18 protein-coding genes are annotated in these 25,093 nt (G+C 69.3%); 6 read left to right on the top strand and 12 right to left on the bottom strand.

Going from position 1 to position 25,093, the window contains the following annotated elements; all coding sequences use genetic code 11:
• Nucleotides 1–165 precede the first annotated feature (165 nt).
• Complete coding sequence (locus OWM54_RS22365) at nucleotides 166–1,140, bottom strand: SWIM zinc finger family protein (RefSeq protein WP_267698781.1); 975 nt, start codon at nucleotides 1,138–1,140, stop codon at nucleotides 166–168.
• Nucleotides 1,137–4,121 (bottom strand): DEAD/DEAH box helicase, encoded by a 2,985-nt coding sequence (locus OWM54_RS22360; protein WP_267698780.1) that lies wholly within the window; start codon nucleotides 4,119–4,121, stop codon nucleotides 1,137–1,139. Before OWM54_RS22360 ends, OWM54_RS22365 begins: the two co-directional genes overlap by 4 nt.
• Before the next feature lie 291 nt (nucleotides 4,122–4,412).
• Here OWM54_RS22360 and OWM54_RS22355 point away from each other — a divergent pair, with 291 nt between their 5' ends.
• Together OWM54_RS22355 and OWM54_RS22350 are read left to right on the top strand one after the other, a co-directional pair.
• The gene (locus OWM54_RS22355) at nucleotides 4,413–5,333 is read left to right on the top strand and encodes a hypothetical protein (RefSeq protein WP_267698779.1); all 921 of its coding nucleotides are present in this window, start codon (nucleotides 4,413–4,415) and stop codon (nucleotides 5,331–5,333) included.
• Nucleotides 5,334–6,154: 821 nt separating this feature from the next.
• Complete coding sequence (locus OWM54_RS22350) at nucleotides 6,155–6,529, top strand: hypothetical protein (RefSeq protein ID WP_267698778.1); 375 nt, start codon at nucleotides 6,155–6,157, stop codon at nucleotides 6,527–6,529.
• A 588-nt stretch (nucleotides 6,530–7,117) separates the two neighbouring features.
• Here the strand turns inward: OWM54_RS22350 and OWM54_RS22345 are convergent.
• The 9 genes from OWM54_RS22345 to OWM54_RS22305 all read right to left on the bottom strand — a co-directional run bounded on the left by OWM54_RS22345 (nucleotide 7,118) and on the right by OWM54_RS22305 (nucleotide 19,641).
• Nucleotides 7,118–8,593 carry an SAVED domain-containing protein gene (locus OWM54_RS22345; RefSeq protein WP_267698777.1) on the bottom strand — a complete coding sequence of 492 codons (1,476 nt, stop codon included), beginning with the start codon at nucleotides 8,591–8,593 and terminating at the stop codon, nucleotides 7,118–7,120.
• Nucleotides 8,594–8,609: 16 nt separating this feature from the next.
• Nucleotides 8,610–10,424 carry an SAVED domain-containing protein gene (locus tag OWM54_RS22340; RefSeq protein WP_267698776.1) on the bottom strand — a complete coding sequence of 605 codons (1,815 nt, stop codon included), beginning with the start codon at nucleotides 10,422–10,424 and terminating at the stop codon, nucleotides 8,610–8,612.
• Nucleotides 10,425–10,512: 88 nt separating this feature from the next.
• Nucleotides 10,513–11,379, bottom strand: a complete 867-nt coding sequence (locus OWM54_RS22335) for a CBASS oligonucleotide cyclase (RefSeq protein WP_267698775.1) — start codon at nucleotides 11,377–11,379, stop codon at nucleotides 10,513–10,515.
• Between the two features lie 56 nt (nucleotides 11,380–11,435).
• A complete protein-coding gene (locus tag OWM54_RS22330; protein ID WP_267698774.1) occupies nucleotides 11,436–12,296 on the bottom strand; it encodes a serine/threonine-protein kinase in 861 nt (286 codons plus the stop codon).
• Nucleotides 12,296–13,111: a sigma-70 family RNA polymerase sigma factor gene (locus tag OWM54_RS22325; RefSeq protein ID WP_267698773.1), complete on the bottom strand. Its 816-nt coding sequence runs from the start codon at nucleotides 13,109–13,111 to the stop codon at nucleotides 12,296–12,298. The genes OWM54_RS22330 and OWM54_RS22325 overlap by 1 nt, the downstream gene beginning before the upstream one ends.
• Before the next feature lie 14 nt (nucleotides 13,112–13,125).
• A complete protein-coding gene (locus tag OWM54_RS22320; protein WP_267698771.1) occupies nucleotides 13,126–16,512 on the bottom strand; it encodes a serine/threonine-protein kinase in 3,387 nt (1,128 codons plus the stop codon).
• 81 nt (nucleotides 16,513–16,593) lie between these two features.
• The gene (locus tag OWM54_RS22315; protein ID WP_267698770.1) at nucleotides 16,594–17,406 is read right to left on the bottom strand and encodes a carbohydrate ABC transporter permease; all 813 of its coding nucleotides are present in this window, start codon (nucleotides 17,404–17,406) and stop codon (nucleotides 16,594–16,596) included.
• Nucleotides 17,403–18,287, bottom strand: coding sequence for a carbohydrate ABC transporter permease (locus OWM54_RS22310; protein ID WP_267698769.1), 885 nt, complete (start codon nucleotides 18,285–18,287; stop codon nucleotides 17,403–17,405). Before OWM54_RS22310 ends, OWM54_RS22315 begins: the two co-directional genes overlap by 4 nt.
• Nucleotides 18,288–18,372: 85 nt before the next feature.
• Nucleotides 18,373–19,641: an ABC transporter substrate-binding protein gene (locus OWM54_RS22305; protein ID WP_267698768.1), complete on the bottom strand. Its 1,269-nt coding sequence runs from the start codon at nucleotides 19,639–19,641 to the stop codon at nucleotides 18,373–18,375.
• A gap of 216 nt (nucleotides 19,642–19,857) precedes the next feature.
• Between OWM54_RS22305 and OWM54_RS22300 the strand changes: the two genes are divergently transcribed.
• From OWM54_RS22300 to OWM54_RS22285, 4 genes are all read left to right on the top strand, one after another.
• Nucleotides 19,858–20,277, top strand: coding sequence for an STAS/SEC14 domain-containing protein (locus OWM54_RS22300; RefSeq protein ID WP_141332792.1), 420 nt, complete (start codon nucleotides 19,858–19,860; stop codon nucleotides 20,275–20,277).
• Nucleotides 20,278–20,431: 154 nt separating this feature from the next.
• Nucleotides 20,432–20,842, top strand: a complete 411-nt coding sequence (locus OWM54_RS22295) for an STAS/SEC14 domain-containing protein (protein WP_223750830.1) — start codon at nucleotides 20,432–20,434, stop codon at nucleotides 20,840–20,842.
• A 420-nt stretch (nucleotides 20,843–21,262) separates the two neighbouring features.
• The gene (locus OWM54_RS22290) at nucleotides 21,263–22,555 is read left to right on the top strand and encodes a cytochrome P450 (protein ID WP_267698767.1); all 1,293 of its coding nucleotides are present in this window, start codon (nucleotides 21,263–21,265) and stop codon (nucleotides 22,553–22,555) included.
• A gap of 317 nt (nucleotides 22,556–22,872) precedes the next feature.
• Entirely contained in the window at nucleotides 22,873–23,937 is a 1,065-nt protein-coding gene (locus OWM54_RS22285; protein WP_267698766.1) for a fatty acid desaturase family protein, read from the top strand.
• A gap of 28 nt (nucleotides 23,938–23,965) precedes the next feature.
• On the opposite strand, the gene OWM54_RS22280 is transcribed toward OWM54_RS22285, so the two are convergent.
• Complete coding sequence (locus OWM54_RS22280; protein ID WP_267701160.1) at nucleotides 23,966–24,817, bottom strand: DUF4846 domain-containing protein; 852 nt, start codon at nucleotides 24,815–24,817, stop codon at nucleotides 23,966–23,968.
• Nucleotides 24,818–25,093 lie beyond the last annotated feature (276 nt).

The following is a 25,093-nucleotide window of genomic DNA, read 5'->3' as shown; positions in this document are numbered from 1 at the left end:
ACCCACGCATGGAACGCCGGCGCGACGCCACGGGCCATACCTCTCGAAAGGCAGCCCAGGCACGTCCGATGCTCGGAAAGCAGGGGTCATCACGCAGCTCCACCCAGGAAGACGCCAACGCCACGTCGTCCCCTCGCGCCCCCTCGCTTTTTTCGCCGGCCCCGCTCAGCGCCCTCGCCGCTTCGAGGCCCGCGCCGCCCCCTTCGCGCGTGGCTTCGGCGCCGCGTCCTCGCCTCCCTCCTGGAGCGCGATGCGCCGCGCGACCTCCGCCGCCGCGCGGACCTGCGGCGCCAGCACCTCCCCGGGCCCCTCCTGCCCGCCCCAGGATGACGGCGTCCCCAACTGCCGCAGCACCGCCCCCTCCAGTTCCGGCGCGTCGAACGAGAAACTCAGCGCGGGCAGCGGCGCGCGCGGCTGGTCATAGTCCGCCGAGGTCAGCTTCCCCAACCTCACCCCCGGCACCTCGGGGACGACGCCCGGCGCCTCCGACTTCCCCCGCTGCTTCGTCGAAGGCGAAGCCGGACGCCGCGCGCCCGCCTTCCCGCTCCCGCGCGTGGCCCGCAGGGCGCCCAACACCTGCTCCTTCGTCCTGCCGCGAAGTTCGAACAGGAGGAACGGGTCGCGGTCCAGCGCCTCGCCGAGCACGTAGTGCGTGGCGGCCACGTGCTTGCACGGGTCTCCCCAGTCCGGGCAGGAGCAGTTCGTCACCAGGTCCTCGCGCCGCTGCGGAAACAGGCTCACGCCCGCCGCGCGGAACACCACGTCGATGTCCTGGGGCATCGACCCCGCCAGCAGCTCCGCGCTGTACTGCGCCTTGCCGCCCATCCCGGCGATGGCCTTCGTCCACACGTCCTCGTCGAGCTGTCCCAGCCTCAGCGAGATGACATAGGGCCGGGGCCGCGAGCCCGTCACCTTCGCGGTGACCTCGCCCCCGCGGATGACCAGGTCATGCGTCCGCCCGGCCCGCGCGTACGTGCGCCCTCGGGCCAGTCGCTTCGAGTCCCCCGCCAGCACACGCTCGAGCGCCTCCAACCAGCGCTGGCCCCACCACGTGACGCCGGCCTTCTTCATCTTGATGCCGTGCTCGGGAGGCGGCCGCTTCGGCGCGGACGTCCAACCCCAGTCGTCCCAACGGCTCATGACGCCACTCCCTTCCGGCGCGGCGCGCGTCGTCGAGGTGCGCTCGGCCCGGGTACTTCGTGCTCCTCCGCCTCATCCGCGACGGCGCCCGAGGACAGCGAGAACAGCTCGCGCAGCGCCGCCGTGTCCAGCTCGGTCACCCAGTGCTCACCCGTGCCCACGACGCGCTCGGCGAGCCTCCGCTTCTGCTCGAGCAGCGTGTCTATCTTCTCCTCGACGGTGCCCGCGCACACCAGCTTGTGGACCTGCACCGCGCGCTTCTGGCCGATGCGGTACGCGCGGTCCGTGGCCTGGTCCTCGACGGCGGGGTTCCACCAGCGGTCGTAATGGAAGACATGGCTCGCCGCCGTCAGGTTGAGGCCCGTGCCCCCGGCCTTGACGGACAGCACGAAGACGCGCGGGCCGTGGGGCTCTTCCTGGAAGCGGCGCACCAGCGCATCGCGCGCCTTGCGCGACGTGCCGCCGTGCAGGAACAGCACCTCCTGCCCCAGCTGCTCCGACAGGTGCGCCACCAGCCGGTCCCCCATCTCCCGGAACTGGGTGAAGACGAGCGCCTTGTCCCCCGCGGACAGGGCCTCCTCGAGCATCTCCGTCACGCGCGCCAGCTTCCCCGAGCGCCCCCGCAAGGGCCCCGACTCGCCGAGGTACTGCGCGGGGTGGTTGGCTATCTGCTTGGTGAACAGCAGCAGCGCGAGCACGCGGCCCCGGCGCTCGATGCCGTCGGCGTCCTCGATGCGGCGCAGCTCCTCGTCCACCACGGCCTTGTAGAGCGAGGCCTGCTCGCGCGTGAGCGTGCAGACGACCTTCATCTCGTTCTTCGCGGGCAGGTCCGCGATGATGTTCGGGTCGCTCTTGAGACGGCGCAGGACGAAGGGGCCGGTGATGCGGCGCAGGCGCTGCGCGGCCTCCTGGCTGCCATAGCGCTCGATGGGCAGCGCCAGCTCGCGCCGGAAGGTCTCCAGCGGCCCGAGCAGGCCAGGGTTGGCGAACTCGAGGATGGACCACAGCTCCGCGAGGCGGTTCTCCACCGGAGTCCCCGTGAGGGCGAAGCGCTCGCTGGCGGAGAGCGCCCGGGCCGCGCGCGCCGTGGCCGAGGCGGCGTTCTTGATGTTCTGCGCCTCGTCGAGCACCACAGTGGCCCAGTCCACGCGCGCGAGCAACTCGGCGTCGCGGCGCAGCAGGCCGTAGGAGGTGAGCACGAGCGAGCCCGGGCCGCGCGGGAGGTCCTTCACCGCGCGAGCGCGCTCGGCGCCGTAGTGGGGCGTCAGGCGCAGCGAGGGGGCGAAGCGGGCGACCTCGCGCTCCCAGTTGCCCACCACGGAGGTGGGCGCCACCAGCAGCGTGGGGCGCACCTCGCGCGGAGCACGCTCGAGCCTCCGGAGCAGGAAGGCCAGCACCTGCACCGTCTTGCCCAGGCCCATGTCGTCGGCCAGGCACGCGCCGAGGCCGAGCGACGCCAGGGTGTCCAGCCAGTGCAGTCCCCGCGCTTGATACGGCCGCAGCGTGGCGCGCAGGGCATCAGGGGCGGGCTGGGCGGTGGTGCCGCCCGAGCGCAGCCGGCCCAGGCGCTCCTCGAGCGCGCCGGTGGCGAGGACCGTGACGGGGAGCTGTCCGTGTCGCGTCTCTCCGAGCAGGGCCACGCGCACGGCCTCGCTCGCGGACAGGTGGCCGGGGCCCTCGGCGAGGTGGCGATGGATGGCGTCGAGCTCGTGGGGATCCACCGCGACCCACGCGCCGCGGAAGCGCACGAGCGGGGCCTTGCGCTGGGCGAGCAGCGCGAGCTCGCGTGCGGAGAGCGGCGTGTCGCCCAGGACCGCATCCCAGTCGACGCGTAGGAGCGAGTCGAGCCCCAGGCCCGAGGTGCCCTCGACGACGCCGGCGGCCTGGACGCTCGCGCCCACGCGCATGCGCAGCCGCAGGCGGCGTCGACCCGAGGAGGTGAGCTCACCGGGGACGATGACGCCGAAGCCCGCGTCGGCGAGCAACCGCGCGCCCTCGGAGAGGAACGTCCACGCGGTGTCGGGTTCGAGCAGGAGGGCCTGGGGGCGAGGGCTCTCGAGCACGAGCCCGATGGGGGCGAAGAGCCGGGAGGCGCGGCCGAGCGCCTCGAGCAGCGACTCCTGCGGGTCACGGAAGGCGCGGCCGAGCTTCTCCAGGTGGCGTCCGCGGGTCTTCCAGACGTCGACGGCGGACACGAGCAGGCTCGGGTCATCCGGGGCCTGGAGGTGGAAGCTCAGCACGAAGGGCTCGCGGTCCGCCGTCGGAGGCTCGAGCCGGAAGCAGGCGCGCAGCCGGTCCCTCGCGCCGAGCGCGGGCTCGCTCCAGCGCGTCAGCTCGTCGACGACGGAGCGCTCGGCGAAGCCCTCGGGGGCGAAGTCGCGGCGAGGCCCGGAGAGCGCCGCGCGCCAGCGCTCGTCCCATGAGGCCGGGCGACGCGAGGTGGCGCGAGGAGGCAGCGAGGGCCCACCGCCGCGCGCGGCGCGAACGAAGGCATCCACGGTGGCGTCGAGGAAGGCGCGCAGCAGGGCCTCGGGGGCCCAGACGGAGGGAGTGGGACCGGCGTCCACGGGGACGGCGTGGGCGGCGGCGGGCATGCTCCGGGCAAGGGCGACGACGCGGCCGGAGTCCTCTGCGGCGGAGAGGGCCGCGGCCCAGCGCGCCTCGATGCGCTCATTCCTGCGCAGGAGGGTGGGCGCCACTCGCTCCCGCGCGATGAGCTCCAGCGCGAGCTTGCTGGCGAGCGTCCAGAGCGCGAGGGAGCCGGGGAACGTGTCGACCTCGGAGGCGGGCACCACGGCGAGTCGCTTGACGGTGGCGGCGAGCGGCAACGTGTGTCCCGCACACTCGCGCGGTCCGTCGGGCGTGACGAGGAGGGTGGAGGATGCGTCGCCCGAGCCGCGCAGGTCGGAGAGCACGCGAGGGAGCGGCTCGGTTCCCCAGAGGAACAGCGACTCGACGTCGGGCAGGAAGACGAGGGGCATCGGGCTGGAATGTAAGCCCGAGTCCTTGGGGCACCAGGACAATGAAGCGGAAGCAGGCACCCGGGTCATCAGCCCGCCCCCTGCGTCCAGACCGCCGGGTGGTGACTGGAGACATCAGGGGATGAACAGGAGACATCAGCCGGCGTGCGCCGGGGCGGGGTCCCTTTCTCCACAAGTGCCAGTGCTTCCTGAGAGCTCAGGAAGGAGACCCGGCTGGCGTGGAAGTTGCCTTGGAGCCTTGCAAGTCACCCTCGACGCGCCATCCATCCCCTCGACGACAGGAGTCTCTCCGTGAAAGGCATCAAGCTCGGCGGTTTCAAGAACCCCTTCAGCACCAAGGGCCCTTCGGGCACTGGGAGCGGCGCGAACAAGCCGAGCGCCCCGCCGCCCGTCGAGACGAAGCCCGCGCCCACCAAGCTGAACTCCGTGCAGGATGGGTTCGACACGCAGGGCAGCAAGCCCTCGTCGAGCAAGGTGAACACCCCACCCACGAAGCAGCCGGGCAAGGACGTCACCTCGTCGTTCGGCGCCAACCCGCTGGGCCACGCGGGGCAGAGCGTCCTGAACTCCTACAACATGTTCCCGGGCGGCGCGCCGCAGGGCGTGGCGCTGCCGACCGCGCAGAAGCCCTTCGTCAACGCCAATGACTCGTTGGTGTCGCTCAACGCCCACAAGTACCAGAACAACACGAACCTGTCGGTCTCGCCCGCGGGCAGCCCGGGCGTCCCGGCGCACTACATGCACTACCTCTCGACGGGCGAGGGCAAGTTCGCGGGCATCCAGGGGGTGCCGCTGCATCCGCGTCCCGGCGAGCCGAACATGGTGGTGACGGGCGCGCTCAACGGCTGCGCCGTGCATGCGCTGCACGACACGAAGAACAACAACCTGTCCTTCCTGCACCACGCGGACTACTCGAAGAACGGCAAGGCGGAGCTGGACGGCTTCCTGTCGCAGCACCCGAACCTCAAGCCCGCGGGGAGCTACACGCCCAGCGACTACTCGCACCCCACCGGCAAGCACAACCTCCCGACGGGCTCCACGCCCTTCATCCACTACGCCCAGGGCCCCGGGGGCCAGCCGGGCCAGTGGATGATTTCGGGGCAGCTCAACACGTACAAGAACGGAGGCACGCCCGGGGGCCGCCCAGAGCTGATGCTCCCCACGGACATCCCGGGTGGAGCGCTCCAGTCCGTCCCGGTGACGCTGCCCTGAGTCTCGGACATCCTCGTCGCTGAACGGCGGACCGCCGTTCAGCGGCGTGGCGTGTTCGCCGTCGCGGGCTCGGGGATGGCGCTCCGCGCGCGACGCTACTGCATCGCTGCTGTTGCCTCCCGCTTGTATCCCCAGCCACTACAGACACGAGTGCGTCATCGCTGCACCGTTCCGAGTGAGCGGCACACCAATGCGCCAGCCATCGCTGCGTGCGGAGGACCGGTGCCCCCACGTTCATCCTCAGCCCAACGTCGCGCTCAACGCCTTCCGGCATCACGGCGAGCGACGGCGACCAGTCGAACCCGATGAAGCCACTCGCGCAGTCCATGTGCTCAACGCCTTCCGGCATCACGGCGAGCGGCGGGTCGGGGACCACTACGAGTACGGCTACGGGATTGGCTAGTGCTCAACGCCTTTCCGGCATCACGGCGAGCAGCGGGCGGACTGGCGCGGGCGTGCACTCGACCAGGGACGGTGCTCAACGCCTTCCGGCATCACAGCGAGCGGCGGTTCACCGACTGCTCAACCTCAACGAGGTGCCCAACGATTGCTCAACGCCTTACGGCATCACGGCGAGCAGCAGGGTCATCCGCGCCATCACGCACCACGACCTCTTGTGCTCAACGCCTTTCGACATCACGGCGAGCGGCAGCCCAACGGCCGGGTTTGCGCAGGACCGCAGAAGCCCGTGCTCAACGCCTTCCGGCATCACGGCGAGCGGCAGAACATCTGTGGGTTCAGTGATGCCATCTTCGGAAGGTGCTCAACGCCTTCCGGCATCACGGCGAGCGGCGGAACTAAATGCCGACCAGGAGGAGAACGTGTTCATCACGTGCTCAACGCCTTCCGGCATCACGGCGAGCGGCGGACGAGGAGGTCTTCCTCCTGGGCGTGAACCGCAAGTGCTCAACGCCTTCCGGCATCACGGCGAGCGGCGGGAGGCCGACCGCGACGCGTGGCTGGCCAGCATCCGGTGCTCAACGCCTTCCGGCACCACGGCGAGCGGCGGCAAGCGAACCATCTGCCCCAAGGGCATCAGCGATGAGTGCTCAACGCCTTCCGGCATCACGGCGAGCGGCGGGCGGTCCGAAGACGCATCTGGCGAACGCCATCAACAAGTGCTCAGCGCCTTCCGGCATCACGGCGAGCGGCGGCCCCGAGTTCCCACACCCGTGCCGGAGGTGCCGGCGCTGTGATCAACGCCTTCCGGCATCACAGCGAGCGGCGGATTCGCCTCGTGGAGTGGCGCGAGGACGACTTCTACGAGTGCTCAACGCCTCCCGGCATCATGGCGAGCGGCGAGGGAAATCGTCCCTGTCTCGCTGACAGCCCCACCGCAGGTGCACAACGCCTTCCGGCATCACGGCGGGCGGCGGAGCCACCCTGGAATCCCAAGCGATTCCGCCTTCTCGCCACCCCTGTTTTCAAGCACCCCCACCCTGTCCGCGAACTCCAACGCCAACGCGACATCCCACAGCATCCAACCCATTGGCATCCCTCACTACTTCCCCACTCAAGCACTTATTCACCTGTCAAAGAGCCTCAACCCCGCATCACCACACGGCTTTTCACCCGTATCACGTCCCGCCGCTCTCGCCATGCCGAGGTGCTTGCATGCCCAATCCAATACATCGTCCAAATACCCTTTCAACCCGCCCCGCACCATCACCGCATCCACTCAGCGAAACTCCTCATTCCCCCAACTCGAGAACCCATGAAGGGAACACGTCCTGCAAATCGAACACCGCCAAGCAGAGTCACGCCCCCCCAAGGCGCACGGCCCCTCACCCCGTCTGCACCGTAAGCACGGGCACATACCGTCCATCCAGCGCGAGCTCGTGCACCACCACGGGCCCGACGGCGTTGAGCCGCTGTCCCAGGAACAGCGCGCACGTCGAGGGCGCGTAGAGCAATAGGTGTGTCATCCTCACCCGGTACCGGCTCCGCGCGCGGCGGATGAACTCCCGAGCCTGCACGGCGAACGCCACCGCGTCCCCAGCCGAGCGCACCGCGCCGTCCCCCGTCCCCTCCTCCGGCTCCAGCACCAACACCGCGCGGTGGACCCCCGGGTGCTCCGCCTCGAAGCGCTCCCGCTCCGCCCCCGCGTCCCCCGTGAGCTGGAACACCACGAGCAACGCCTGCCCCTCCGGCGCCCCCTCGCGCTCCACCACGCGCAGCCTCCGCTCCGAGGCCCCCACGTCCGAACGCCACAGGAACGTCTCGCCTCGCGTGAACTGCTCGGCCCGGAGTCGGAAGCCCGCGGCCTCCGAGAACTGCGAGCCCACCGCCAGCGACACGCTCAGCGGCACCTTCCCCCGGACATCCACCAGCGCCCCCTCCGCCCGCTCCATCAGCCGCCTCCGAGCCGCCCGAAGCTCCGGCCACAGCCGCTCACGCCACACCGCCTCCTCCGGATGACGCCGCGTGTCCCGCTCGAAGCATCCCGTCCAATCCAGCTCCTCGGTCGGCGGCGGCCCCTCCCACCTGCGCCGCGCCCACCCATGCACCCACAGGCTCACCGTGGGCCCCTCCTCCAACGGCGCGAACAGCTCCCGAGCCCGCAGGAACGCCACCAGCGACTCGCGCGTCACCCGCTTCACCTCCCCCGAGCGCTCCACCCATTCGCGCATCGCATCGAGCACGATGGCCCTCGGGTTCACGCCCTGCCGCAACCCGAGCCCGTCCATGCGCCAGTCGACCTGCTCCTCCAGGTCCCGGATGCTCGCGAACCCCAACCGCAAGCGCAGGTCCCCGAGGAACGACGCCAGCCCCTCCGGCGTCGTCTCGCACCGCGAAGCCCACCGAGAGGCCCCCTCCCCAAACGCGCCAAGCCGAGACTCCGAGAAGAACTCCGGCGCCAGCGAGTGGTCCCGTCCCACCAGGTAGCGCCCGAGTCGCTCCTCCGCCCCCCAGTTGCTCACGAGCCACACCTCCACGGGCCCTCGGGCACGCAGCGCACGCCAGCTCGTGAAGAGCTTGTGCAACAGCGGGCGTCCCTTCCCGCGCTGCACCTCCGTGAGGGAGTCCAGCGAGTACACCTCGCGGTGGTCCACGTGCCACTTCACCTGCACGAAGCGGCTCGCCACGCCCGAGCCCTCGCGCGCGTGCAGCGTCACGTCGTCCGCGGAGCCCGCCTCGGGATGCTCCAGATAGCCGTGCTCGAAGGGACACTCCGCGTCGAGCAGCCGGAGCAGCTCGTGCCAGGCGTACAGGTACTGATACCGGTCTCCCTCGAGCCGGGATGCGCTCTGCTCTCCCATGGCGGACCGCGCTCCTTCAGCGGGACTGAACCAGCTCGCGATGACGGTTGAAGAACTCCTCGAAGAGCCGCCGCATCTCGTCCTGCGCGTCCTCGCGCGGCTTCTCGCCCCAGCGGCTGAGCGCCTCGAGCACGCGCTTCACCCAGCGACGATCCGGGTCTCGCACCAGCTTGCGCTGGAAGTAGACCCCCGTGATGAGCTCGTCATTCAGGTCCACGTCGAGCAGGTCCACCCGCTGCTGCGAGTACGTCTCGAACGGGTCCGGAGACGTCTTCAGGCCGGCGATCTCCACCGTCGCGCGCTCCAGCTTCGGCGCGGGGCCTCGCGCGGAGGTCAGCTTCAGCGCGCTGAGCCGGCACACCTGGAACATCCAGATGAGGTAGCGGCGCAGCCGTCGCTCGGAGAGCGTCCGGATGGGCGTCTCCGGCTCGAACATGCGCAGGCTCTCCATCGCGTTCCAGATGATGCGCTCCATCGTCCGGGTCTCACCGTCGCCCGCTACCGTCCCCTCCTGCTTCGACTTGCGCCACGCCAGCGCCACCTCGATTGCGATGGCGTCCGCGTCGAAGTCCGCCGCCTCCAGCACGAAGCCCGTGCGCCCGCTCCCGCTGAACGTGTACGAGGTCAGCCCGCCCTGCTGGACGTGGAAGACCTCGTGGACCATGTACAGCCGGACGCACTCCTTCCAGTCCTCGCTGCCCACGCGGTCCTTCAGCTCCTTGAGGGCCAGCAACATCCCCACGTCGAAGCCCCACTTGCCCTCGAAGTGACGGTAGATCTCGATGGGCCCGGTCGACGGCGCATCCTCGACGGAGCCGCGCACGAAGTGCGTCCGGTCCTGCTCGCTCAGCTCCGACAGGAGGTCCTGCTGCGCGGGCTCGGACAACCAGGACACCAGCTCCTGGTGGACCTTCCGCACCTCGCTGAGGACCTTCGCCGCCACCGCGAACTGCGCGGTCGTGTACTCCACCGCCAGGGGCGCGGCGCGTCCGGCCTTCATCTCCTGGACGAGCAGGTACTGCCTCCGGTCCGCGTCGTAGTGGTGGAGCCACAACGGGAGCTGCGTGTTCACGTTCACCGCCGTGCCCAGCGCGGCGGCGAAGCTCCCCGGGCAGTCCATGGCCAGCAGCACCGACGTCGCGCCGCCCAGCTGCTCGTGCAAATCCCCGAGCACACCGCGGAGCTGCTCCGCCGCGCGCGACACCTCCGCGGGGCTCTGGATGGCCGCCGGCCCAGGCCCACGCACCGGGCGCACGCGGACCTCGGCCAGGAGGTTCGCGCCATGCTTCCTGCGGAACGCCTCCAGCGCCTGGTCGCCGATGGCGCGAGTCACCTCCACGACGAGCGCCACCACGCCCGAGCCGCCCTGCTTCGCCTTCGGCAGCCCCTCCACCTCGAGGAAGTCCTCGGACGCGGCGGCCATCGTCCGGTCGAAGCCGAGCGACCACTCGCCGCTCCCGGACTGCTGGTACACCCGGAGGCGACGTCGGGGCAGGCACGAAGCCAGGTGGAGCATCAGCTCCAGCGGCGCGCAGCCGAAGAGGTACACCGGCAGGTGGTCCAGCCCCAGCTCCTTCTCCTTGCCGATGAGCGCGCTCGCGAACCGCTCGTTCTCGAGGAAGGCCCCCGCCCACGCCTCCCCCCGCAGCGAGCGCACACTGAGCCTCTCGTCGTACGGATGGAGCACCGCGCTGGCCACGTCGCGATAACCCTCCAGCCCCTCACGCGTCAGCGTCTGGCGTGCCGCGTCCTCGATGACGGGCCGGTCGTGCTCGTAACGAAGGATGAGCGCCTCGGTCCTGCGATTGATGGACAGCTCCACGTTCGACATGTGCGCACCTCGGTTGACGTCGTCCACCGAGGAAGACGCCAACGCGAAGTGGACCCCTCGCGAGCCCGCTCATTTTCCCGCGAGGAGCTCAAGGGCCGCGATTGCGGTAGACGGGCCCGAACAGCGTCGAGAGGCGCTGGTGCGCCTGCTCCGGGTTCGACGTGCGCTCCTGCGAGGCGAGGCGCACCTCCCGGATGGCGTTCTGGAACAGGTTGCGAGCGGCCTCCTTCTGTCCCTGCGTCATCCGAGCATCCACCGCGACGCCCAGCTTCGCCGGGTCACGGCAGGTCTGCATGACGCGCTCCGACAGGTGCCGGAACAAGGCTTCGAGTCGCTCCAGCAGCGTCCCCTCGGGCGGCGACGCAAATGCCGAGTAGCACATCGCCTCCAGATGGAAGGAGCGCAGCGGACTGTTGTCCCGAGCTCGGTTCCACTGCTTCACCAGCTTGATGAGGGGATTGAGTCGACCTCTCGCGGCCTGGTCAGCCTGGGCACAGGCGGCCTGGTGTTCCTTCGGGTTCGTCTGAATCCAGGCGCCCGAGTCCCGCTGGGGAATGAGATAGCCCCCCGGTCCTCGCGTGTAGGCCGGCACGATGTCGACGCTGATTCCCGAGGAGAAGTCGATGCGCAGGGAGTGTCTCTGCAGGGCCGGCGAGTCGCGTCCCGGCCACTCCGCCTCGAAGACCTGCCGCACCTCACCCAGCAACGCGTCAGGCTCCCGTTGCCCCCTCGGTTGGCGGTCGGCGTCGAACACGGCGAACACATCCACGTCGTGCAAGGGACGCAGCGCCGTCCCCCGGCTGTACGAGCCCGACAGGAACACCTCCGACAGTGGCAGCCGCCGAATCAGCACTTCGCGCACGACCTCGTGCTGCCGCGTCACGTTGTCACGCTCGGCGCGAGACAACTCCTGCTCCTCGACGAGCCTTTGCATCGCCTGCTCCACGGTCCACATGTCGCACCTCCCCCACGCGGGAAATCCGTTCCGGAAGAGAGGACGCCAGACCGGGCTCAGCCCCTCGCGAGCGAGTCCAAGGTCCTCGCCACGTCGACCATCTCGGGCCGCTGCCCCGGCTTCTTCGAGAGCATGGCTCCGAGCAGGACACGAAGGGGCTCGGGAGCCAATCCCTCCAGGAGAGCCAGCGGCGGGGGCTTGAGCGCATGAAGGAAGAACAACCCCGAACGCTCACTCGCACTGAAAGGAGGCGCTCCCACCAGCAGACGGAAGCCCAGCACCCCCAGCGCATAGACATCCACCTTCGCGTCCACGCCCTTGGGACTGGTCCACTGCTCGGGGGCCATGTACTCCCCCGTCCCCAGCAGCGCCTCCCTCGCCGTGGACACGTACAGCGAAGGAGCCCGTGCCCCCTCTCCCGGGACGAGGCGCGCCAGGCCCAGGTCGGTGAGACGGACCTCCAGTGCGTCAGGTCCGGAACAAGCCATGAGGACGTTCTCGGGCTTCAGGTCTCGATGGATGACACCCTTCTCGTGCAGGAAGTGGAGCACCTGCGCGAGCTGGCGCAGCACCTGGACACCTTCCTCCAACGACAGTCGGCCACCTCGCCGCGCGAGGAGCTCATGCAAGCTCACCGGGAGCCACTCCAGGACGAGAAAGGGGGGCCCGTCTTCCGTGGGCGTGCCCATCTCGAGCGCCTCGACCAGATACGGATGGCGCAGTGACAGGAGCGCCTCTGCTTCGTTCTGGAACCTCGCGACCAGCTCCGCCTGAAGACTCGCGCTCTGGCTCAGGGTCTTCACCGCCACCCAGCCATCTCCATCGAGCGCACGAGCCCGATAGACATCACTCGACCCGCCCACCGCGACGAGGCTGTCGATGACGTAGCGCCCCCACTGCATCCCGTGGAGCGACATCAGCGCTTCCTGGATGGGTCCAAGGCACGCAGTTGGTCCATCCAGTGGAGCATGCCCCGGAGCTCTTCTTCGCAGTCCGGGTAGCCCTTCACGAAGGCTTCGACCTCCACCGTCCCGCCTGCCTCCAGGAGCCGCAGGTACTTGGAGAAGGCCGCATCCACCTCGTTGCGCTCCGCGGCTGCCTCGGTGGAGAGCGGGTCCTCCAGGACTGGTTCATCCGCCATCCAGGCACGCAAGGCGCGCACCCCACGCCCCATGAGGCTCTCGACCGCCTTGGGCGTCCTGCCCATGTGCTCCGCGATGGCCTTCACCGGGTGCTCATCGAGATGGAACATCTTCAGGGCCTGGTGCTGGTCCGGCTGATGACCTTCCAACCACTGGAAGCCGGAGATGAGGCGTCGCCACTCTTCCTGGAGTGCCGTCACCTGGCTCGGGCTGCGCTCCTGCGCCTTCACGCCGAGGAGTTCTTCTCCATCCAGCGACACCGTCGCCGTCGCGTCGCGCCGCTTCCGGGTGCCATGTCGATAGGTCCCGATGGCCTCGTTCCTCACGATCTGACGGAGCCACGCCCACCACTCCCGCTCCGTGGTCCCCTGGAAATGGTCGAGCTGTTGAAACGCCTTCAGCAGGGAGTCCTGGGTGACGTCCGAAGGCCGCGCGCCGACCTTCTCGACCTGGGCACGCTGTTTCTCGGCCCACTGGGACACCTGCCGCAGACAACGGCTCCACAATTCGTCCCGCGCGGCCTTCTCCCCTTCTCGAACCCGCTGCAACAGCGCCTCGAAAGACCACTCCGACAAAGAAGGCTCGGCCATGCGCATCCCCCACGTCACGGTTTGAAACTCTCGCACGCCAGGGCCTTGAAGCGCACGTCCTCCGGGTCGCGCGCGACGAACTCATGGACCAGCGCACACCCCTCCCTGCGCAGTGCCTCCGCCTGGTCAGAATCCCCTCGCCGAAGCGCCAACGCCTCGGCCCCACGCAGGGCTTCCAGGAGCGCCAGGGCGAATCGCTTGCTCGTGGGCTCCCCCCTGACCAGCTCGCGCCCGGAAGTCACCGCGGCCGTGTAGCCCACCGCTGCGTCCGTCCAGCGGCCCTCGTCAGAGGCCAATCTCGCGCTCCAGAGTCGGACCCACTCCAGCATCCACTTGCGGTGATGGTCCCCGGCATGCGTGCTCGCCTCCTGTGCCATGAGCCTCATGGCCTCATCCAATCGAGGGTGCGCGTCCGCCAGGCGCCCCGCCCGTCGCATCACCTCCGCCTGATACGCCAGGCCCTGCGCGTAGAGGGATGCGCCGTAGTCCGGGTCCTGCGTGGAGAACAGCGGAACGGCGCGTTCGAGCCAACGCAGGGCCTCGCCCGCGCGCCCCTCGGCGAGCTCCAGGTCCGCCAGCTCGCTGAGGCCCACCGCGGAGTCCCGGTCTCCGGAGACCGAGCGCGGCACAGCGGCACGCTGCGCTTCGAAATACTCGACGGATTGCAGGAAGAGGGCACGCGCTTTGGACAATCGCCCCGCCGCCAGGTCGACCTTGCCCTGCTTCGAGTGATTGAACGCCCACTGCATGCGGTAATCCTCGCCTCCGAAGCCGAGCGCCTCACCTTGCGTCAGGAGGTTCCTTGCGTGGAGGAGGTGCGCACCTGCGACCTGCAGCGTGTCATTCAGGAAGCTCAGGTCGGCCATCCGGTGGGCAAGCTTGATGCGTTGCCAGAGGACCTCTCGCCGCTGCTGCTCCTCCTCGGAGAACCCCTCCAGCGAGTCCGACAAGCCACGTAGCAACGCCCGTCGGACCTCGAGCGTGTTCGCAATCCAGCTCAACTCCCAGTCCGCGTCGGAGACGATGCCTTCCGCGGAGTTCATGATGCGGTGGAGGTTCTGGTCGGCGCGCTCGCGCTGCTCCCACGCCTGCACCGTCACTCCAAGCATCACGACCACGGCCAATGAAGCCGCGGCCACCAATGCGCGGCCGGTCCACACCCGACGCCGCTCCAACCGGCTCGCGGCCTGGAGAAATGCGTTCGCGCGAAGACTCAGCCGATGGACACCCCGTCCAGGGGTGCCGACACCGCCCCGGTAATGCGTCAGCATCGTTCCCCGAGGGAGCCACTCATTCGGCCGCGCGGCCTCTTCCCAGTTCCGTGCGGCGACCTCGACGTCCGCGCGCACCTCCAGCTCTCGCCGCTCCTCCTCCAGCCACGCGACGAGCGAGCGGACCCGCTGCAACAGCGTCTCATGCACCAGGTCCACACGTTGGGACTCGACCTCGGCCCCTCCGGACAGGAGCACCAGTCGAGGTCCGGGCTCACCGCCCGCCACCCCGGACAGCCCGCTCAGGCGAAGCAACGCTTCTTCGGCGAGTGCATCACCTCCCGCCTCCGCCAACACCTCGCTCCTGGGACGAGGCCGCCGCGTGTCCTGCACGCCACGTCCCACCTGGACCAGGGACAGCAGGATCCACTTCGCACGCTCCCGGCCCTGCTCGCCCAGGCTCGCCAGCAGTTGCTCCGCCTGCTGGGACAGCGCGCCGCCCACGCCTCCCATCCGGTCATAGTGCTCGTGCGTCAGGGGCGCGCCACCGCTCAAGGTCCACAGTGAGCGCAGCGCATGCCCGAGCAACGGCAGCCCGCCGCCCTCTCCCTTCGCGTCGCGCACCATCCGCTCCGCCAGACCTTCACTGAGCTGCATCCCCGCCTGGCGCGCCATCCCCTCGACGACCTCCTTCAGCGCCGCTTCACCCATCGGCAAGAGCGGGAAGCGCATCGCTTCTTGAAGCCGGTGGGGAAGCCTCGGCAACTGCTCCAGCCGATGCAGGAAGTCGCTGCGCAAGCACGTCAGCAGCCGCAGCCGGCCCTCCTCGGCCAATGCCGTGACCAGCAGTCCATCCAGCACCGACTGCTCGGCGCTCCCCGAGGTGAAGAGCTCCTCCAGCGGCTCCACGACCAGCAGCATCAAGCTGTCTTCAGGAACGTTCGTCTGGACGAAGGTCCGCAGGCCCTCGGGCCCGCTTCGCAGCCCTCGCTCCACCGCATCCACATCCCGCGTGGGGAAGGCCGTCACGAGCGCCTTCGCGAGGCTCCGCACCGGCTCATACGACGGCCTCGCCACGACGACCACCCAGCGCGGCAGCCCTGGCGGCGGTGGCTCACGGAGCCTCGGCAGCACGCCCGCGTGCAGCAGCGAGGACTTGCCCACACCACTCGGCCCTTCCAGCGAGACCCAGCGCCGCCCTCCCGAGCGTGCTTCGTCCAGAGACTCGAGCACCCTGCGCGTCTCCGCCCCGCGCCCGAAGAACAGCTCCGCCTGCGACTCATTGAAGGACGCCAGCCCCGGCACGGGACAGACGTCCTGCTCCTGCGCCCAGGGCCGGAGCAGCATGTCGCGACACCGCGCCATCGTCGGGCGCTCCTCGGGCGACTTCGCGAGCATCGACGCCACGAAGGTCGCGAGCGCCCCAGGAATCGTCGGCGCCAACTGCCCCAGGAAGGGCGGCGGCGTGTTCACGTGCGCGGAGATGACCTCGACCATCTCCTCCGACTCGAAGGGCCGCTGCCCCGCGAGCAGCTCGAACAGCATCACCCCCAGGGAGTAGACGTCCGCGGAGACCTTCGCCGAAGAGGCACTCCGGAGCTGCTCCGGTGCCGTGTAGTGATAGGTCCCGATGAGCACGTTCTCATGCGTATGGACCTGGGTCGCGGCGACTGCGTCATCACGGTACGGCGGCAGCTTGGCGATGCCGAAGTCCAGCAGCTTGACCCGATATCCCAGGGCCGAGCTCGCGTCAGTGCAGAGGAACACGTTCTCCGGCTTCAGGTCCCGGTGGACGATGCCCTTCGCGTGGATCTCCGCCATCACTCGCGCGACCTGCGCGCACAGGGCCAAGGCCGTCTCGCGCGGCACGCGTCCCGAGTGCCTACCCATCCACTTCCGCAGGTCCTGGCCGTCGAGCAACTCCATGACCAGGAACACCTGGTCCGCCTGCTTCTCACAATGAAAGGCTCGCACCACATCCGGGAGGTCGAGCTTCACCAGCGCGCGCCCCTCCTGGAGGAAGCGCGCGACGACCTGCGGCTCCCTCGACGCGTCCCGGGACAGCAGCTTCAGCGCCACCAGTTGTCCGGTGTTCTCGTTGACGGCCTCGAACACCTCACCCATGCCTCCGGAGCCACACTGCCGCAGCAACCGGAACGGACCAACCTGGGACGACGGAGCACGGAGCATGGGATGCGAAAGGATTTACTCCGCCAGGCCTCACCCGAGGAATCCCCCGCGCGGGGGCGGGTCTCTCCCACCCCGTGCGCCCTACTCCTTCACCGCCCCCGCCGTGAGCCCGGACACAATCCTCCGCTGGAACAACACGGTCAGCACCACCAGGGGCAGCGTCGCCACCACGGAGGCCGCGGCAATCTCTCCCCACGGCTCACGGTACTCGCTGGCGAACAGGCTGATGGCCACGGGCACCGTGCGCTTCTCCGGCGTCGTCAGGAACGTCAGCGCGAACAGGAACTCGTTCCACGCGAAGATGAACACCAATATCGCCGTCGTCGCGAGCCCCGGCGCCGCCAGGGGTAACAACACCCGCCGGAACGCCTGGAACGGCGTGCACCCGTCCACCCTCGCCGCCCGATACAGCTCATCCGGCAGCTGCTTGAAGAACGACGTCAGCACCCACAAGGTCAACGGCATCGCGAACGTCGCATAGGGCAACGCCAGTCCCACCAGGCTGTCCCGCAACCCCACCGCGCGCAGGATGAGATACAGCGGGCTCACCGTCGCAATCGGCGGGAACATGCTCACCGCCAGGGCCGCGCTCAACAACAGCCCCTTCCCCCGGAACTCCAGCTTCGCCAGCGCGAACGCCGCCGCCGAGCCCACCACCAGGCAGAACCCCGTCGTCAGCGCCGCCACCACCAGCGAGTTCACCACCACCCGCAGGAACGGTCGCCCCCACAGCACGCTCGCGTAGCTCTCCCACGTCAGATGCGACGGCCACGGCCGGGTCAGCTCTCCATCCGGCCACAGGCTCGTCAGCACCTGCCAGAAGAACGGCCCCAGGAAGAACGTCAGGAACGCCACCACCGCCAGCGCCGTCCCCAAGCCCACGCGCTGTCTCATCGCGCCCGCTCCTCACGCCCCAACAGCCGCAGCCACACCGCCGCCAGCACCACCACGCACAGGAACGTCGCCACCGACAACGTGCTCCCGTACCCGAAGTCCCCCGAGCGCATCAGCGTCTTGTACGCGTAGATGCTCAACGTCTCCGTCGTGTTCGCCGGCCCGCCCTCCGTCAACACGTAGATGGCGTCGAACACCCGGAACGCATCCAACGAGCGGAACAGCACCGCCAGCAACAGCGCCGGCTTGAGCAACGGCAGCGTTATCGACCGGAAGATTCTCCACGGTGACGCCCCGTCCACCCGCGCCGCCTTGTACAGGTCCTCCGGAATCCCTTGCAGCCCGGCCAACACCAACAGCGCCACGAAGGGCGTCGTCTTCCACACGTCCACCAGTATCGCCGCGTGCAGCGCGTACCCCGGCGCCCCCAGCCAGTTGATGTCCTGTCCGAGCAGCAAGCGATTGATGAGCCCGTAGTCCGGATTGAACATCCACGCCCACAGCCTCGCGCTCACCACGGTGGGAATCGCCCAGGGCACCAGCACCGAGGCTCGTAACAAACCTCGCCCCGGGAAGGACCTCTGGAGCAGCAGCGCCAGCGGCACCGCGAGCAGCAGCTCCACCGCCACCGCCACCGCCGTGAAGTACGCCGTGTTCCCCAGCGCGGCCCAGAACCGCGCGTCCCCCAACAGGTACGCGTAGTTCCCCAGCCCCACGAACCTCCGCTCGCCGAAGACCAGGATGAAGCGGTGCAGGCTCAGCCACACCGCCGCGAGAATCGGGTACAGCGCCACGCCCGCCAGCACCACCACCGCCGGCGCCACCAACCAGTACGCCTGCCGGCGCTCCCGCTCCAGCGAGCCACGCACCGGCTCGCTCATCGCGCCTCCCGCTCGTGCTCACGCAGCAGCCGCATCCATCCACCCGAGGCACGGCCGCACCGAGCCCACCCCACCGCGAGCCCGCTCATCTCCCCTCCCCCATCAGGTGGTCCACCTGTTTCTGCGCCCGCCCCAAGGCCTCCTCGGGCGTGCGAATCCCCGCCACCGCCGCGGAGAACTCGCTCTGCAACACATCCGAAATCAGGTTGTAGTACGGCGTCACCGGCCGGGGCCGCGCGCGCTCCACCATCTCCCGCAGGCTCGCGATGAACGGTGAGCCCTGTTTCAACCTCGCATCGTCATACACCGCCGCCCTCGGCGGGTTGCGCGCGTAGTGCACCGCCAGCACCAGGTTCGCCTCCGGCGACGTCAGGTGCGCGATGAGCTTCTCCGCGAGCTTCTTCCGCTCCGGTGACACCTTCGCGTTCACCGCGAGCTGATACCCGCCCAGCGTTCCAAACCCAGGCTCCCCGCTCACCGTGGGCAGGGGCGCCATGCCCACCTTCCCCCGAATCGGCGAGCCCTCCTTCTGCGCCTCGCTCCACGCATACGGCCAGTTGCGCATGAACACCGCGCGCCCCTCCTGGAACACGCGCCGCGCCTCCTCCTCGCCGAACCCCATCACCGTCTCCGGAGACACCCCGCGCGTCAGCAGCCCGCGCAGATACCCGAGCGCCTCGCGCCCCGCCTCCGTGTCCAACAACACGCGCCCGTCCTCCCCCAACGCCTGCCCACCGTGCCCCCACAGCGCCTCGTACACGTTGCAGCTCAGGCCCTCGTACTGCCGCCCCTGCCACACGAAGCCCTGCACCCCCGGCGCCTTCGCCTTCGCATCCAACGCGAACCGCTCCAACTCCGCGTACGTGCGCGGCGCCCGAGGCACCAAATCCGTCCGGTAGTACAGCACCCCCACGTCCAGGTACCACGGCACCGCGTACGTCCGGCCCTCCACCACCACCGCCTCCACCGGCCCCGGCAGGAACTCCTCGCGCAGCCGCTCGGGCGGGAACGCCTCGGACAGGTCCGCTATCCACCCCGCCCGCGCGAACTCCGGCACCCACACCACGTCCGCCACCAGCACGTCGAAGTCCGCCGCCCCTCCCTCCAACGACGTGAGGAAGAACTGGTGCGCCAGGTCCGACGAGTTCGGCAACGCCTCCGTCACCAACGTCACCCCGGGGTGCGCCTCCTCGAAGCCCGCCAAGAGCTCCCGGAACGGCTCCGGAGGCCCCCACAGCGGCTGGTACTTCAGCACCAGCCGCGCCCCCCGCTCGCGCTCACCCTCCCCGCGCCGACACCCCAGCGTCACGAGGACGAGCCCCAGCACGAGCGAGAAGAAGAACGGGCGAGCCATGGGAACCCGGCATGAGCCCCTCCCGCCCCCTCACCGTCAACACACCCGCACCGCCCCCGTTCTCACCCGAACACCCCGGCACCACGTAATTCGTGTGCATGTGGAGAAAAACGTCTCCCTGGAACTTCGGGCACACAACTCGGGACGTCTGTTTGCCTTCTGCCCGGGAGCGGGCGTTATTCTTCGGACAGACAGGACCTCTGGGTGGGGGAGCACATGGCGGAGAAGCCTCGGGAGTGGAAGTTCGGCGCGCACCGCGTTCGCATCGAATCAGCCGACATGGCGGTGGCGACCTTCGAAGGCCCCATCACCCTGGACGACGTGAAGCGCACCTCCGAGGTCTACGCGGAGCTGTTCACGATTCTGGGCCCCTACTACATCGTCGCGGAAATCGGCCGCTCCCAAATCGAGGCCGCCGGCCGGCGCTACCTCTCCGAGAACAACAAGAGCGAGTGGTTCAAGGGCTGCGTCTACGTGGGCGCCGACATCGTCCAGAAGACCTTCGGCAAGGCCATCTCGCTCGCCATGCTCTACACGGGCAAGACGAGCTTCGACACCACCTTCGTCGACACCCTCGCGGACGCGCGCACCTGGGTCGACCAGCACCGCGCCCGACAGCAGCGCAAGGCGGGCTGAGACGCGAGGCCCGGCTGTGTGCCGGGCGACACCCCCGCTGTCCCATTCCAGACCCAGGGTCGTCCTCAAGTCGCGGTTTGAAGGCGAAGACTGGATTCTCGCTCCCGTGGGCCACGGGTTGTATGCTTGTGTGGCCAGCTCAGAGGGAGTGCCCATGCAGCAACAGGAATGGAAGTTCGGTGCGCACCAGATTCGCCACGAGCAGCAGGACGTGCTGGTGGCGGTGTTCAGCGGCATGCTGAACCTGGAGGACATGAAGCGGGCCGTTGAAATCTACAGCCAGGTCGCCAAGGCCGGCCCCTACTTCATGATTGCGGACATCGGCAACTCGCAGCTCCAGGCGGAGGCGCGCCGCTACCTGTCCGACAACAGCAAGCCGGAGTGGTTCAAGGGCTGCGTCTACGTGGGCGCGGACATGGTCCAGCAGACCTTCGGCAAGGTCATCTCCCTGGGCATGTTCCTGACCGGCAAGACCGAGTTCAAGACGGAGTTCGTCAAGACGATGGCCGAGGCCCACGCCTGGGTGGAGCAGCAGCGCCGCGCCAACGTCCGCAAGAGCGGCTGAAGCTCGCCGCACCCGCCGTCCGTCTGGCTTTCGTGGCGGCCCCCTCCCCGGGGCCCCCGAGGCCACCCCTGGTGACACTGCGGTCGAGCCCGCTCGCGCTCCCCGGCCGTCCCTCCCCCGCCTCCCTCTTCCTCAGAATCCGAGCCGGCTTGCGGCCGACGGGGTCCGCCAACCGTCTGAAATCCGGCACATTTCAGGAATAGCGCATCTTCCCGCCGTGGACAGAGGCCAGCCAGACTATAAAAATCCTCCCCCACTGGCTTAATAGTCGGGAATCGTTGTATAGGCGGTCACTCCAGAGCCTCCAACTCGCCCGGTAATTCCCTCGCCCTGGCTCCGGACCGGCTGTGCCCCACGCCTCAATCAACCCATGTCCGAGCGGTGAGCTGGGGGGCCCGCGCTCGAACTGCGAGTGACACCATGCCCGTGACGGTTCAGAAGCAGGAAGAGACCGGAGTCCCGGCCCACGCCCCGACAGGGCGCTGCCCCCACCTGGGCGCCCAGTACAACCCCTTCGCGGGGCCGCACGTGGACAACCCCCACCCGTTCTTCGAGCGGCTGCGCAAGGAGGAGCCCGTCAGCTTCAACCCCATGCTCGGCATGTGGTTGGTCAGCCGCCACGACGACATCCTCCAGGTCCTCAAGGAGACGACGCGCTTCTCCAACCGGGACATGCTGGTGAGCGGCACCCAGCTCACGGAGGAGGCCAAGAACATCCTGTCGCAGGGCTTCCCCATCGCCCACGTGCTCTTGGGCATGGACCCGCCGGACCACACGCGCCTCAGGCGCCTGATGAACCGGGGCTTCACCGCGCAGCGCATCGCCGGGATGGAGCCCTTCATCGAGAAGATGGCGCGCGAGCTGATTGGCCGCTTCGCCAAGGACGGGCACGCGGACCTGGTGGAGCAGCTGGCCTATCCGCTGCCGGCCCACGTCATCCTCGGCGTCATGGGCGTGCCCCAGCAGGACGTGTGGAAGATAAAGAAGTGGAGCGCGGACTGGCAGTCGCTCACCTTCGAGCACGTGCCCGCGGAGAAGCAGGCGGAGATGGCGCGGGGGGTGCTGGAGTTCCAGCGCTACTGCGTCAACCTCATCGAGGAGCGGCGCAAGGCGCCCCGTGAGGACCTGACCAGCTACCTGGTGGAGGTGGAGGCGGACGGCGAGGCGCTGAGCGTGCACGAGCTGGTGATGGCCATCGGCGCGTCCTTCCTGTCCGCCGGCCACGAGTCCACCACGGCGCTGATGGCCAACACCTGGAAGCTGGCGCTCGAGCACGGCCTGTGGGGACGTCTCCGGGAGGACCCGGAGCTCATCCCCAAGTTCATCGAGGAGGGCAGCCGCTTCGACTCCGTCCAGCACGCCATGATTCGCACCGCCCTGGAGGACGTGGACGTGGGCGGCATCCAACTGCCCAAGGGCTCCCGGCTGCTGCTGCTGTACGCGGCCGGCAGCCGCGACGAGTCACTCTGCCCGCACGCGAACAAGCTGGACGTGGACCGCGAGAAGCCGCCCCAACACCTCACCTACGGCCGCGGCATCCACTTCTGCCTGGGCGCGCCGCTGGCCCGCCTCCAGACCCAAATCACCACCCGCATCCTCGTGGAGGCCGTCGCCCACCCGCGCCTGGTGCCCAACCAGGACTACGGCACGTGGCAGAGCATCGTCCTGCGCCAGATGCGGCACCTCAAGGTGGAGTGGGACGCCACGCCTTGAGCCCGCTCACGCCTCGCGCGTGACAGCTCCCATGTCGTTGCCCGGGGCCCTGTGGACCTTCATCGGTCTCCAGGGCCCCGCGCATGTCTGGCGTCTGACTTCAGTGACCGAAACCCTCCCACCGGAGTCCAATCACACCCGCCTGGGGCTTCAAAAGGCAGTCATTGTTGACCCCCAAGGGGTTTTCGCGGACTGCTTGTGGCTGTTTGAAAAGGGCGTGCGTACGTTACAGAGAGAAATTTCTTGCCATACTGGCCGTTCTTGCGAGAAAGAGTCCTGGAATACCCCGCTTGCTCGTGAAACGAAGGAGCCCCCTCATGTACGCCGAAGTCGTTGACGAGGCGGATGTCCAAATCGCGCGGCGCGTCGACCGCCAGGCGCTGTCCAAGCTGACCCGGGAGATGTCGCGGGTGAGCAATGCTCGGGCGGTGTGGGCGCTCGCCTCCCAGTGGCTCGTCATCGTGGCGGCGTTCGCCGGGGTGGTGTGGGTGGACCGGTGGTGGGCGTGGCCCATCGCGGCGCTCATCATCGCCACGCGGCAGCACGCGATGCTGGCGCTGATGCACGAGGCGGCGCACTACCACTTCCTGTCCAACCGGAAGGTGGGCGACGTGGTGGCGGACTTCCTGTGCGCCTTCCCGCTGAACATGACGACGGCGGGCTACCGGCACCAGCACATGGAGCACCACCGGTACGTCAACACGCCGCAGGACCCGTACTGGGCCTCCATGCAGGACGACGCGTCCTGGCACTTCCCGCGCACGCCGCTGCGCGCCGCGGCGGTGTTCGTGGGCGACGCGCTGGGCCTGTACGCGCCCAACCACCTGAAGGTGGTGCTGCCCTGGACGTACTGGGGGCGGCTGTTGGGTGGCGCCAAGCCCCGCATCAGCGCCGCCGAGCACGCTCGCTACTGGACGTACGTGGCGCTGCTGGTCACCACGCTGGTGACGACGGGCGCGTGGCTGCACTGGCTGCTCTTGTGGGTGCTGCCCACGACGACGGTGATGATGGCGTTCTTCCGGATGCGCGCCCTGGGCGAGCACCCGCTGGACATCGAGCCCAAGGGCGACGAGACGCGCGAGACGCGCGACGTGAAGGGCACGCTGCTGGAGAACTTCTTCGTGGCGCCGCTCAACTGCAACTACCACCTGACGCACCACGCGTTCCCGTCCGTGCCCTTCTACAACCTGCCGGTGATGCACGACGCGCTGGACCAGGCGGGGCTGCTCGAGGACGGGGTGAACCGCTTCGACACGTACCTGGGCAAGCACAACAGCCTGGTGCAGTACCTGACGCGCAAGCCGGGCTCCGGGGTGGAGGAGTCGCTGCCCGCCGCGCCGCCGCCGCAGACCTCGGGCGTCCGGCTGCCGCTGCACTCGTAGCGCCCGGGCGCGCGCTCGCGGCCTCCCTTCAGGGGAAGCGGCGCAGCGACGTCCAGGGGAAGGGCTTCCAGAAGGGCGTGGCCACCGCGTCGGTCTCCAGCGGGAACCAGGGCCCGGTGTCCCCTCCCCCTGACAGGATGTGGAAGTCTTGGGCGGGCATGAACCCCTGGCCCAGCAGCGCCACGCGGCGGCCCCCCGCGTCGGCCGCCACGTCCAGCACCAGCACCGCGTGTCCCGGGCTGCCACCCAGCACGAAGAAGTCCCCGGGACGCACGTCGTCCTTCGTGGGCCGGCCCTTGGCGCCCTCCAGCGACAGCGTGCCCGCGTACATGAAGACCAGGTCCAGGTAGGCGCGGAACGCGCCGCGCGAGCTGTCCGCCGCCGCGCTCTTCACCCACGTCACCTTGGAGCCGGAGATCCTCGCCCGCTCGCCGGCGGCGTACTTCGTCCACGAGGCCAGGTGGCCGCTGGTGAAGCGGTAGGCGATGCGCTCCTTCTGGTTCGCGGACCACAGCCACTCGGCGTGCAGCCGGATGACGGAGTCCGCGCACTGCTGGAGGTTGGCCGTGCCGATGTCCAGCTCCGCCACCGCGGCCAGCCGCGCGTCGTCCGCGGGCAACACCTGTCCCCCCTTGAAGTGCAGCACGGGTGTCCCCGGCGCGCGCAGGGGCAGGCCGCGCAGCCACGCGGCGAACGTGCCCGCCTCCACGCCCACCCGCGTGTAGCCCTCCGGTGGGGGCACGGCGAGGTCCAGCGGACGGATGCGCGCGTCCTTCGACAGCCACGTGTAGCGGGCGAGCTCCTCGCGCGTGGGGGCCCGGGGCTCGGCGTCGGACACAGGGGCCTGGGCGACGGTCCTCGTGAGCACTTCGCCTCGCACGTCCAGGGACGGGGCGGCGCCGGCGAGGCCCGGGCCCAGGAGCGCGGCGACCAGGAGCCAGGAGCGGCGAGGGAGGACGGACGAGTGTTCGGGGGCAATCACGAGCGTGGGACTCCAGGAGGCTTCGGGGCTCTTGCTGGGAGGATTGTCGCCGGCCGGAAGTTCCCTCGCAGCCCTCGAATGCGGGGCGGTGAGGTCGCCTGCCCTCTGTCCGGGTGACGACCGGTGGAACGACGACAGCCCGTCCTCCACGGCAGGTGCGTGACCACGGGCGAG

The organism is Myxococcus sp. MISCRS1 (assembly GCF_026626605.1).
Taxonomy (GTDB): domain Bacteria; phylum Myxococcota; class Myxococcia; order Myxococcales; family Myxococcaceae; genus Myxococcus; species Myxococcus fulvus.
This window is presented reverse-complemented; position numbering and strand designations above follow the sequence as displayed.